Annotated in this window: 10 protein-coding genes; all 10 read right to left on the bottom strand. The window is 45.3% G+C overall.

The window, feature by feature from the left end; all coding sequences use genetic code 11:
- Nucleotides 1-122: 122 nt before the first annotated feature.
- Complete coding sequence (locus A142_RS03335; protein ID WP_019822125.1) at nucleotides 123-1,025, bottom strand: metal-dependent hydrolase; 903 nt, start codon at nucleotides 1,023-1,025, stop codon at nucleotides 123-125.
- A 131-nt stretch (nucleotides 1,026-1,156) separates the two neighbouring features.
- The gene (der, locus tag A142_RS03330) at nucleotides 1,157-2,638 is read right to left on the bottom strand and encodes a ribosome biogenesis GTPase Der (protein WP_017062511.1); all 1,482 of its coding nucleotides are present in this window, start codon (nucleotides 2,636-2,638) and stop codon (nucleotides 1,157-1,159) included.
- Nucleotides 2,639-2,796: 158 nt separating this feature from the next.
- A complete protein-coding gene (gene bamB / locus A142_RS03325) occupies nucleotides 2,797-3,957 on the bottom strand; it encodes an outer membrane protein assembly factor BamB (RefSeq protein WP_019822122.1) in 1,161 nt (386 codons plus the stop codon).
- Between the two features lie 10 nt (nucleotides 3,958-3,967).
- Nucleotides 3,968-4,582 (bottom strand): YfgM family protein, encoded by a 615-nt coding sequence (locus A142_RS03320; RefSeq protein ID WP_019822120.1) that lies wholly within the window; start codon nucleotides 4,580-4,582, stop codon nucleotides 3,968-3,970.
- Nucleotides 4,583-4,661: 79 nt separating this feature from the next.
- A complete protein-coding gene (hisS, locus tag A142_RS03315) occupies nucleotides 4,662-5,930 on the bottom strand; it encodes a histidine--tRNA ligase (RefSeq protein WP_019822118.1) in 1,269 nt (422 codons plus the stop codon).
- Between the two features lie 70 nt (nucleotides 5,931-6,000).
- On the bottom strand, nucleotides 6,001-7,122 hold the full coding sequence (gene ispG / locus A142_RS03310) for a flavodoxin-dependent (E)-4-hydroxy-3-methylbut-2-enyl-diphosphate synthase (protein WP_009848294.1): 1,122 nt from the start codon (nucleotides 7,120-7,122) through the stop codon (nucleotides 6,001-6,003).
- A gap of 7 nt (nucleotides 7,123-7,129) precedes the next feature.
- Nucleotides 7,130-8,083: a cytoskeleton protein RodZ gene (rodZ, locus tag A142_RS03305; protein ID WP_019822115.1), complete on the bottom strand. Its 954-nt coding sequence runs from the start codon at nucleotides 8,081-8,083 to the stop codon at nucleotides 7,130-7,132.
- Between the two features lie 440 nt (nucleotides 8,084-8,523).
- Nucleotides 8,524-9,666, bottom strand: coding sequence for a bifunctional tRNA (adenosine(37)-C2)-methyltransferase TrmG/ribosomal RNA large subunit methyltransferase RlmN (locus A142_RS03300; protein ID WP_019822113.1), 1,143 nt, complete (start codon nucleotides 9,664-9,666; stop codon nucleotides 8,524-8,526).
- A 291-nt stretch (nucleotides 9,667-9,957) separates the two neighbouring features.
- A complete protein-coding gene (gene ndk, locus A142_RS03295) occupies nucleotides 9,958-10,392 on the bottom strand; it encodes a nucleoside-diphosphate kinase (RefSeq protein ID WP_016797173.1) in 435 nt (144 codons plus the stop codon).
- A 106-nt stretch (nucleotides 10,393-10,498) separates the two neighbouring features.
- Nucleotides 10,499-11,794, bottom strand: a complete 1,296-nt coding sequence (pepB, locus tag A142_RS03290) for an aminopeptidase PepB (protein ID WP_017629862.1) — start codon at nucleotides 11,792-11,794, stop codon at nucleotides 10,499-10,501.
- Nucleotides 11,795-11,816 lie beyond the last annotated feature (22 nt).

The following is an 11,816-nucleotide window of genomic DNA, read 5'->3' as shown; positions in this document are numbered from 1 at the left end:
TCACCACACACCGAAAGCATAAGTTACATGTGCTGCATTTCAATTTTAAATAGTCATTTATATTAAAAGTTACATATAAAAACAAAACAAACAGCATAAGACATTTCGATCTGTAGTCTAAATCATCGAATTACATGCGTCAGCATTTCAATATTCTGGTCATCTAACTGGGTTAACTTAACCGATAATGCTTTAAGCTCTGACGTATTCTCAATGTGAGTACCACCACACGGAATAGACACGAGAGTGTCTGCATTGAGCTGCCATTCCCAGTAACGAGAGTCTGTTAATGCCTCGCCTTCCAGTCTCATTGCTACTGAAGTAGACTCTGCTAGCCAGCCTGCAATCATTTGATTGATGTCGGCTTCAATACCATCAAGGTTTGCTAGCATGTCTGCAACGTTCAAACCACGCTTCTTCAAGGTTTTGCCTAAGCGATACTTATCGGTACACAGCTCTGGAGTCACAAAGCTCGTCACTTGTGCGTAGCTATTGAAGTCGTAACTGCCAAGCGGATCTTTTCTGTCCGCATCTTTACGCCAGTAGCTTTCAGCCAATACTTTATTCAAGGCTAGGAAAGCGATGTGACCAGCACTGTGACCACGGCTCAAACTGGCTTGGTACTCTTTATCAACCGACAACACGACTTCATCGTTAACCTTAATCATAGAAGCAGATGAAGGTAGCTGGTGGACAACAACAAACGCCCACCCTTCCGTATCACGCTTAACAGGGATATCTGCTGCGATATGAAGCTTGCCAGTAGATTGTTCTATAGCACCAACAAGACAGTCTTCAACGGGATATTGCACGTCACCAACATTCACAAAGCCTTGGTCTGCAGGGTGATCGGGCCAAATATGACTCACTGGGTGGAAAGGTGTTAAGTCGGTGATCAGGTAAGTTTTGTTGTCGTCGCTTTCAACGTACAGCGCTTTAGCATTGAGCTGCCAAGCCTGATGACAAAATTGAGTGATGGTTGGTGTGATTGCTGACGCAGATGTAATCAAATCGCTAGTAGTCATATCGTTCTTCTTTTGGAATCTAGTCTGATTCGTTGAGCCATGATGATAAAAACATATTGTTGTGGCTTAACGTGAATTTTGCTTAAAAAAATACCCGAGACAGGCTCGGGTATCAAATCTATTGGAAAGGTTTACTTACGACCTTTAACCATGCTCATCATACGCTTACGTTTACGTTCTTGAGAAATTGTCAGCTTGTTAGTCTTAGCTTCAAATGGGTTCTCGCTGTTCTGGAATTGAATGCGAATAGGTGTACCCATAATTTCTAGTGAACGACGGTAGTAGTTCATCAAGAATCGTTTGTATGAATCTGGCAAGTTACGAACTTGGTTACCGTGGATAACGATAATCGGTGGGTTGTAGCCACCAGCGTGCGCGTATTTCAGTTTCACACGACGGCCACGAACCATAGGCGGTTGGTGATCATCCGTTGCCATTTTCATGATACGAGTCAGAACAGAAGTACCAACACGAGTCGTCGCTGACTTGTAAGCTTCTTGTACAGACTCAAACAAGTGACCAACACCTGTACCGTGAAGTGCAGAGATAAAGTGAATACGTGCGAAATCAACGAAGCCTAAGCGACGGTCTAGCTCTTTCTTAACGCGCTCTTTAACGTCGTTATCTAGGCCATCCCACTTGTTTACGGCAATAACAATTGAACGACCAGCGTTCAACGCAAAGCCTAGCAAGCTTAGATCTTGATCAGAGATGTTTTCGCGAGCATCAATAAGCAGCAATACAACGTTAGCATCTTCAATCGCTTTCAGTGTTTTAACCACTGAGAACTTCTCTACCGTTTCGTTGATGTTTTTACGACGACGAACACCCGCAGTATCGATTAGAACGTATTCACGCTCATCACGCTGCATTGGAATGTAGATAGAGTCACGAGTCGTACCTGGCATATCGTAAACAACCACACGCTCTTCACCAAGAATACGGTTAGTTAGCGTTGATTTACCTACGTTAGGACGGCCAATGATCGCTAGCTTGATCGGTTGATCTTGAAGACGCTTGAATTCTGCTTCAGCTTCTTCTTCTGTAAATTCAACCTGCTCTTCTTCTTCGTCTTCAAACTCAGTTAAATCGCTTACTTCGCCATTCTCAGCTTTTAACGCTTCTGCGAATGGGTTAAGAGCAAGATCAATAAGTGCAGTAACACCACGACCATGCGCCGCAGCGATTTGGTACATGTCTTCTACACCTAGTTGCCAGAAGTCAGCACTTGCAGCATCAGGGTCGATACCATCAACCTTGTTTACTACTAGCATTGAAGGCTTTTCTAGTTGACGTAGGTGCTTAGCAATCGCCACGTCTGAAGGTGTTAGACCCGCACGGCCATCTACCATAAATAGAACGACATCAGCTTCATCAATCGCCGCTAGCGACTGCTCAGCCATTTTAGTTTCAACACCTTCTTCAGTACCGTCGATACCGCCAGTGTCAATAACAATAAAGTCATGCTCGCTAAAATGAGCATGACCGTATTTACGGTCACGCGTTAAGCCAGGGAAATCCGCAACCAATGCATCACGAGTTCGAGTCAATCGGTTAAATAACGTAGATTTACCTACGTTCGGACGCCCTACTAGAGCAACAACAGGTACCATAACAACCTCTACAATTTCTTCTCTAAATGTAGTTATAGGTAAGCACTTGTTCGCAAGTTTAAACTCTTACCTATAACCACACGGTTTATTAATTTTTAACAACAAAACGGCTCCTGGCTGTTACCAACCAGGAGCCGACTGTGAATTATATCACGCTTTTATTGGCTAATCGTTAGTTTCTTTACATCGCCATTGCGAGTCGTCACTAAGTAGCCTTCAGGCAGTTCAATTGGTGCAACCGCAAAGCCGCTATCATCGACAAGCTGTTGTGCAACAAACTCACCCGATGAACGATCCAACCAGTGCAGATAACCTTCAGTATCACCCACGACCACATAACCATTAATAATAGCAGGTGCTGTCAGTAAGCGGTTTTCTAACAATGGAGTGCTCCACAGTTCAGTACCACTACGCGCATCAACCGCAACCACATGGTCTTTGTCGGTAACAACGAACAAACGGCTGCCATCACTTGCTAAATCAATCGCTGATGAGTAGTTACGTTTCCAAATTGGCTTACCAGAACGAAGGTCGATAGCAATCAGCTGACCATTGATACCTACGGTATACAGGGTGCCACCAAGAACAATTGGAGATGCATCAACATCAACCAAACGATCAATTTCCGTTGCACCTTTTGGTGTGCCTACTGGCTGTTGCCAAATAAGCTGACCACGGTCAACGATAGCCGCAGCTAGACGACCATTTGCTGTGCCCCAGAATACACCACCAGAAACCGCAACAGGCGAGCTGTCGCCACGCAGTGTTAGGCTTGGTACTTCCGTACTGATGGTCCATTTTTGTTCACCGCTTGCTTGATCTAACGCGATCAACATACCGCGACTGGTATGAACAATGACCATGTTGCTATCAGTTGCTGGGGATGCAAGCACCTCGCCATTCACTGATACACGCCACAGCTCTTCACCGGTCGATTCTTCCAGTGCGATCACTTCGCCATTTTCAGAACCAACAAATACTTTACCGTAAGCCGCCGTTAGGCCGCCTGATAAACGAGCCAGTACGTCTTTCTCAAGATCGACTTTCCACAGCTCTTTGCCTGTATCAGGATCAAGCGCTTTAACCAGACCTTCACGGCTTGCAACAAACACTTTGTCGTAAGCCAATTCTGGCGTTAGTTTTGAAAAGTAATGACCAACACCATCACCAACCGACGTCGACCATTCCTGACTAGGAGTGAACTCGCTGTTTACCGTTGGTACTGGAGCCATGATTACGGTGTCTTCTTCACCCGCACAGCCAGCTAGTAGGCCAAGAGCAATCGCACACAACGCCGCTTTTGGAAACATCTTCTTCATTCAAAGCGCCTTATTTAGCTAGGTCGTCAAGTTTGATTTGAAGCGTTTGGCTAGCGTCAACAGCTTGCTGTGCTTCTGTGTAAGCACTGTATGCTGCGTCAGTGTCGCCTTTACGAAGTGAGATATCACCACGCAGTTCGGCAACACGGCCTTTCCAAGATTCATCTGTCATAGCAGCAAGATCAGTCAGTGCTGCGTCAAATTCACCTTGCTCAGCTTTAATACGTGCAACACGGTAAGTAAGTAGTGGCGCAAGTGCCGCGTCCTTAGTTGCCGATTTTGCCCACTCTAGCTGTTCAAGTGCTGCTGCTAGCTCACCTGCTTGTACTTGTACTTTTGCCAATTGCATAGCAGCAAGTACTGAGTACTCAGCGTCTTTGTTTGCGTCGATGAAAGCTTGAATATCAGATTGAGCATCAACGCCCTTAGTATCAAGAGCTGAAATTACAGAGGTGTAGCCTTCTGAAGCTGCTTCACGCGCTTCAACGACTGAATCTTGGTAATAGCGCCAGCCAAATAGACCACCTAAACCAATAACCGCACCAAAGATTACGGCTTTACCGTTCTCTTTCCACCAATCTTTAATGGCTTCAACTTGTTGCTCTTCGCTATCGTAAAGTTCCACTTCCTGTCCTCTTTAATTCTTTAAACGCCAGCATAGTGCTGACGTTAGTATTCATTATGAGCGTTTGCTCAATGGCTAATTAGATTAGCGCAGCAACTTTCTCTGCAACGTCCGTTTGAGACACGGTTTCTTGCTCGCCGCCAACCAGATCTTTTAGCACAACTGTATTGTCAGCAACTTCGTTCTCACCAAGTACCAGCGCCACAACAGCACCTACTTTGTCAGCACGTTTGAATTGCTTCTTGAAGTTACCACCACCGAAGTGGTTCATTACACGTACGCCTTCAACAGTGTCGCGTAATTGATTCGCTAACTGCATGCCCGCGATCATAGTACCTTCGCCAGCAGCAACTACGTATACATCAACGCTACGGCGAACTTCTGTAAGCTCTAGCGTTTCCATCATAAGAACTAGACGCTCTAGACCCATTGCGAAACCAACCGCATTGGTTGCTTTGCCGCCTAGTTGCTCAACAAGGCCATCGTAACGGCCACCACCACATACTGTACCCTGAGCACCAAGGCTGTCTGTGATCCACTCAAATACAGTGCGGTTGTAGTAATCTAGGCCACGTACTAGACGCTCATTAACTTGGTATTCGATACCAACAGCGTCAAGAAGTTCACACAAACCAGCAAAATGTTGCTTCGATTCTTCACCTAGATATTCAGATAGTCGAGGTGCGTCACCTAAGATAGCTTGAACGTCTGGGTTCTTAGTATCTAGTACACGAAGTGGGTTGGTGTGCATGCGACGTTTGCAGTCTTCATCTAGCACATCGATGTGTTGCTCAAGGAAAGCCACTAACGCTGTGCGGTAGCTTACGCGATCTTCTTGAGAACCAATTGAATTCAGCTCTAGACGAACATGCTTGTCGATACCTAGCTCACGCCATAGACGTGCTGTCATCATGATAAGTTCTGCGTCAACGTCTGGACCGTCTAGGCCAAACACCTCAACACCACATTGGTGGAATTGACGGTAACGACCTTTTTGAGGACGCTCGTGACGGAACATCGGGCCCATGTACCATAGGCGCTGTTCATCACGGTTGATAAGGCTGTTTTGAATACATGAACGTACACAACCCGCTGTGCCTTCTGGACGCAGCGTTAGGCTATCGCCATTGCGGTCATCAAAAGTGTACATCTCTTTAGAAACAACGTCTGTCTCTTCACCAACTGCACGGCTAAATAGGTTTGTTTCTTCAACGATAGGCATACGTACTTCGTTGTAACCGTATGCGCTCACCACGTTTTTAACTGCACTTTCTACTTTCTGCCACAGTGGTGATTGAGTTGGAAGGCAGTCGTTCATGCCTCGAATTGCTTGGATATTTTTAGCCACAGTATTTATTCCGTAATTTCTCACGACCAGGTGTTAGAGCGAATAGACAAACACACCCCATCGCGTTGTATTAATCTTCTAAGTTTTCTACATCTATGCGATTTGCTTTATCAAGCACTGACGCTTTTGCACGAATCTTAGCTTCAAGTTTGTCGACAAGGTCATCGTTGTCGAAGCGCTCTTTCTGACGCTTACCGTCTTCGTAGAAGGCACTCTTACGTGCACTACCAGCTAAACCTAAGTGAGACACTTCAGCTTCACCAGGGCCGTTAACCACACAACCGATGATAGATACATCCATTGGAGTAATCACGTCTTCTAGGCGTTCTTCAAGGGCATTAACGGTGTTAATAACATCGAACTCTTGACGAGAACAGCTCGGGCACGCAATGAAGTTGATGCCACGCGAACGAATGCGCAAAGATTTAAGAATATCAAAGCCAACTTTGATCTCTTCAACAGGATCTGCCGCTAGCGAGATACGCAGCGTATCGCCGATACCTTCAGAAAGAAGCATACCTAAACCTACCGCTGACTTCACAGAGCCTGCACGCGCACCACCCGCTTCGGTAATGCCAAGGTGAAGAGGTTGATCAATCTGCTTAGCCAGCAAACGGTAAGAACCGACAGCAAGGAAGACATCAGACGCCTTAACGCTGACTTTGAATTGATCAAAGTTCAGACGGTCTAGGATATCGACGTGGCGCATTGCTGATTCAACAAGCGCTTCAGCTGTAGGTTCTGTGTATTTCTCTTGGATCTCTTTCTCAAGAGAACCGCCGTTAACACCAATACGAATCGGAATATTCATATCACGTGCACAATCAACAACTGAGCGGATACGGCTTTCGTTACCGATGTTACCTGGGTTGATACGCAGACAGTCAACGCCGTATTCCGCCACTTTAAGTGCGATACGGTAGTCGAAGTGAATATCAGCAACCAAAGGAACAGAGACCTGCTGCTTGATTAGCTTAAAGGCTTCAGCGGCATCCATAGTCGGTACGGATACGCGAACGATATCAGCGCCAACTTTTTCCAGAGCTCTAATTTGAGCAACGGTTGCGGCTACGTCTGTTGTTCTTGTGTTGGTCATGGATTGCACAGCAATAGGTGCACCATCACCGATCGGCACATCACCCACATAAATACGGGTTGATTTGCGACGAATAATAGGAGATTCGTGTTGCATATTAACTCTAAGGTAAGGTTATTCTGGCTACTTTGCCTGAAGTATACCCAGAAAGGTCGACAGGTTCACTTGCAAATGTCATTGATACGCCTTCTGGCGCACCTAGAATCACTTTATATGGCGCAGTTCCTGATAGATTTAGTGACTGACCCGCTTTTTTGATGCCCGTTGACAAGGTTTTGCCGGTCGCATCTTTAACTTGAATCCAACAGTCTGCAGTAAACTGCATCGTTAGCGCTTTGGTTGCCACTTCAGGTGTTGGCGTTGTTTCAGGAGCAGTTGTTGCTTCAACGGTTTCTAATTCAACAGCTGATTCTGCGTCGACTGCTGGTTGTTCATCGGTCACGTCAAGTGCAGCTGAAGTATTTGCCGCATCACTGATTGCAGCAAGGCCTTCAGTATCTTCTATCACAGAAGCAGCAGCGTCGTTTTGCTCAGCTTCAATCACATCTAAAGAGGCGAACTCCGGGTCCAGTGACTCTTCCACCGCAAGCTCTTCTGAACTTTCAGTGTTAGCCAGAGATTGAGATAGGGTGTCTTGTTGTTGATTCTGCCACCACCACAGTGAAGAGATACCGACGATAACTGCAAAGATACCCCAAGTCAGCAGCATAATACGGCTGTTGTGCTTTTCTGTTTTCGTCTTACGAGAAAAGCTCAGCATTTCTTGATCTTCATGTTGAGCATCACCAGAGTGGCGAAGCGCGTTCAGTACCACTTTTTCATCAAGATTGACGTATTTCGCGTATGAACGGATGTAACCACGCATAAAGGTTGCGACTTGGTCTGACTCAAATTGGTTTTCTTCAATCTGTTGAATTAAAGAGATGCGTAGTTTTAGGCGATCCGAGATCTGCTTTTGTGTTAAACCAAGAGCTTCTCGTTGATTTTTCAGTAGCGTCCCCGCTTCTAGAGCTGGAGCGATTGGTTCTTGCGTTTGTGTGTCGTGTTCTGTGTTCATAGAGAGTGAACTTCTAAAGTATTATCGCAGGTTGAGGAGAGCGTTTTCTTATTGTCGTTTAAGCTCAATCTAACAACCCACGTTATGTGGAATTTTTCCTGCTATCTAAATCATCAACCCTTAAAGGCGAACATCATTCATTTGTTATGGATGACCTTCTCAGGAAGCTAGTTTATCAAGTAGCCAACCTAAATAGACATATTGATGATCAGTAGCAAGCGAGCACTTAAATTAATTTAAGATTAGTTAATCATAAGCTAATGCCATTACAAGGCAAAAACACTTTAAACAAAATTTACCGTCAGCTCATGGTTTTGTCCAAAATTTGACGAAAAATGTAAGAAAGCGTGGGCAAGAAGTCCAAAAAATCAAAAACTGTACCCCAGAAAAGCAACAAGCCAGAAGTAGGACTTCTGGCTTGTTTAGGTTCTAATCGCGTTTTATACCGCTTTTACTTCAATCACACCACCGGCAATCAAGTTCGCTTCAGAGGCTGCTTTGATCATTTTGGTACGTTTGGTTCTATCAATCACATCACCGACTAACTGACCACACGCGGCATCAATATCATCACCACGAGTCTTACGAACGGTTACTGTGTAGTTGTATTCCATCAGCGTTTTTTGGAAGCGATCAATACGAGAGTTGCTTGGCTTCTTATAAGGCGAACCCGGGTAAGGGTTGAATGGAATCAAGTTGATCTTACAAGGCGTCTCTTTCATTAGCTCTGCAAGTTCACGTGCGTGGTCCATATCATCATTCACATGATCCAATAGCACGTACTCAACCGTTACTTTACCGCGGTTAGCGTTTGAAGATGCAATGTAACGACGAACAGATGCTAGGAAGTCTTGAATATCCCAACGGTCGTTGATCGGCATGATTTGGCTACGTAGTGCATCGTTTGGCGCGTGTAGAGAAATAGCCAATGCTACATCGATGTTGTCTGTCATTTGGTCAAGGCCAGAAACAACACCAGAAGTTGATACAGTTACACGACGCTTAGACAGTGCGAAACCTAGATCATCAAGCATGATTTCTAATGATGGCATTAGGTTCTTCATGTTCAATAGAGGCTCGCCCATACCCATCATTACAACGTTAGTAATTGGACGACGACCGGTTTCTTTTTCTAGGCCGATTTCGCGAGATGCACGCCAGATTTGGCCAACAATCTCTGAAACTTTTAGGTTACGGTTAAAGCCTTGTTGAGCTGTAGAGCAGAACTTACATTCAAGAGCACAACCAACCTGTGAAGATACACACAGCGTCGCACGGTCACCATCTGGGATGTATACCGTTTCAACGTCTTGGTCGCCAACGCTCATCGCCCATTTAATTGTGCCATCTGAAGAGTGTTGAGCTTCAGAAACAACAGGTGCCACAATTTCACAACGACGTTGAAGTTTCTCACGTAACTTTTTGTTGATGTTGTTCATTTGTTCGAAGTCATCGACACCGAAGTGATAAATCCACTTCATCACTTGCTCTGCTCGAAATGCTTTCTCATTCAGTTCTTCTGTGAAAAATTTACGAAGACCTTTACGATCAAAATCGAGTAGATTGACTTTAGCTGTGGTCATGATGCCTCTCAATGACGGAACAATAATTAAGGGCGCGAATTGTACAGGCTTTACGCAACTTCAACAAGCATTGTAAAACCCTGTGTTTATTAAGACATTCAAACTTAAGCGATTAAAATTTGAACAGTTGTATTTATCGGCCTGATATTAGCCAATTTAAATAAAAGATTCCCGATTGCACTCCTTCGTCGCTTTCGGGAATGACGACTAAATTGATTATCGAGAGCGTAAAATCCACTTACAAAAAAGGCCTCACCGAAGTGAAGCCTTTAGAATCATTTGCTGTGCCGATTATTGAGCTGGGCGTGGGCAAATTTCAGATTCTGGGAAGAAGAATTCGATTTCGCGAGCTGCAGACTCAGGGCTGTCGCTGCCGTGTACAGAGTTGTAACGCATGCTGATTGCGTAGTCAGCACGGATAGTGCCGCAAGCCGCTTCTTCTGGGTTAGTTTTACCCATTAATTCACGGTAACGAGCGATAGCGTTTTCGCCTTCAAGCACTTGAACCATGATAGGACCAGAAGTCATAAACTCTTTAAGAGCCGGGAAGAACTCTTTACCTTCGTGTTCAGCGTAGAAGCCACTCGCTTGCTCTTCAGTTAGACGAACCATCTTAGCAGCAATAATTTCTAGGCCTGCTTTTTCGATACGGTGGTAGATTTCACCAACAAGGTTACGCTTAACTGCATCCGGCTTAACAATTGAGAACGTTCTTTCTAGAGCCATAGGGATTCCTTCACTTCATTTTTTTGTTATTAAATACTGAAATTACTGAGATCTTTCAATCTTAGCTTTATGAATGAGCGGCACAAAATACCGCTCACTCTTATTATTATTTTGCTTGGTCAACAAGAAGACGAGCAAGTGTACGAACACCCATACCCGTTGCGCCTGCCGCCCACTTATCACTTGCTGATTTACGGTAGGTACCCGCGCAATCCATGTGAATCCAACCTTTTTTGTAGTCGTCTACAAAGTAAGAAAGGAACGCAGCGGCTGTACTTGCACCCGGCGTGTAATCGCCCGTGCTGATGTTTGAAAGATCAGCAAAGTTTGAAGGCAACATGCCACGGTGGAAATCAGCAAGAGGCAATGGCCATAGGCCTTCTTTCTCTTGGTTTGCCGCCGTTAGCGCTTGATGAGAAAGCTCATCGTCAAAACTTAATAGTGCGTGGTAGTCGTTACCTAATGCATTTTTAGCAGCGCCTGTTAGCGTTGCACAGTCGATGATCAGCTCTGGGTTTTGTGCACTTGCGTACATCAGACCATCAGCAAGTACCAAGCGACCTTCCGCATCAGTATTCATGATCTCAACGGTCTTACCATTTTTGTAAGTAATGATGTCGCCAAGCTTCAATGCGCGACCAGAGATCATGTTCTCTGCGCAACATAGAATAAGCTTGATACGCTTATTCAGACCACGTTCAATCGCTAGACCTAAACCACCAGTAATCGTTGCTGCGCCGCCCATGTCAGCCTTCATCGCTGTCATGAATTGACCTGGTTTAATGCTGTAACCGCCAGAGTCGAACGTAATACCTTTACCTACTAAACAAGCAAACACTGGTGCGTTTTCGTCGCCTGTTGGGTTGAAGTCCAGTTGCAGCATTGCAGAGGTACGCTCAGAGCCACGACCTACCGCGTAGATGCCTTCCCAACCTTCAGTTAGGAGATCTTTGTCTTTAACGATTTTTGCTTTTACTGTGCCCGCTGGCGCCACTGATTTGATGTATTCAGCTGCCATCGTCGCTAATTGACGAGGCGCCACTTCTTCAGCGGTTTTGTTGATAATGTCACGCGTCCAATCAGTCGCACGGATGCGAGCTTCTAGCTCAGCTTGGTCGGCTTCTGAAAGTGCATCCCATTCCAATGCATTCTTTTTCTTTGGTCCACGGTAGCCTTGGTAGAAAGCCCAAACGCTTTCTAGATCCCAACCTTCACCACGAAGTGAAACGAATGCGATACCTTGTCCGTCAAGCGTACGACCAGCACGTTGAACCGCACCTAGATCGTGGCCTTCACCAATGTGAATTGTCGCTCCTGCTTCTGAGAACGATAAAATAGCTCTTGCTCCCCACTGAGGCTGGGCAGCTTCTTGACTTAAAAATACTGACATCTGTGTAGACATGATTTCTCCTTGTCACGAACCA

Source organism: Vibrio splendidus 12E03, assembly GCF_000272105.2.
GTDB classification, from domain to species: domain Bacteria; phylum Pseudomonadota; class Gammaproteobacteria; order Enterobacterales; family Vibrionaceae; genus Vibrio; species Vibrio splendidus_I.
The sequence above is the reverse complement of the archived record's forward strand: the minus strand, read 5'-3'. Positions and strand labels throughout refer to the sequence as shown.